Source organism: Dellaglioa sp. CoH-56-MRSF-14 (assembly GCF_056782115.1).
In genome coordinates, this window is sequence record NZ_JBXAYB010000070.1 from 1 (window position 1) to 315 (window position 315).

General features: G+C 52.1%; 1 protein-coding gene. It reads left to right on the forward strand.

Features of this window, described 5'->3' with window-relative positions; genetic code table 11:
• Positions 1-215: hypothetical protein (locus tag AC1RPX_RS07890; protein ID WP_481763345.1), on the forward strand; the 215-nt coding region annotated here is incomplete at its 5' end.
• Positions 216-315 lie beyond the last annotated feature (100 nt).

Genomic DNA, 315 nt, shown 5'->3' on the forward strand with positions numbered 1-315 from the left:
TCATTACTGACGGCGAAACGTATACGGTACGCGCGCGCAATAATGGTGTGTGCGTTGGCCGCTGTTTTGTGCGTCGGGGCTATGTGCTGGTTGTCAGCAACAAGGACGTGTCCGATTCGGAAGACGAGCAAGACATGCGCGAAGTCTCAACCGCTATTCCGGAAGACTGGATTGCATCGGTTACGGCTCGTCGCCCTGTCTCGGGCACGAACTAAGGGCACAGCATTTCACCTATAACCCCCAAATAACTGGATATAAGACCATGAAACACAATTTTGACAGCAGCGCAGTATTCCACGTGGAAATGCTGGATAC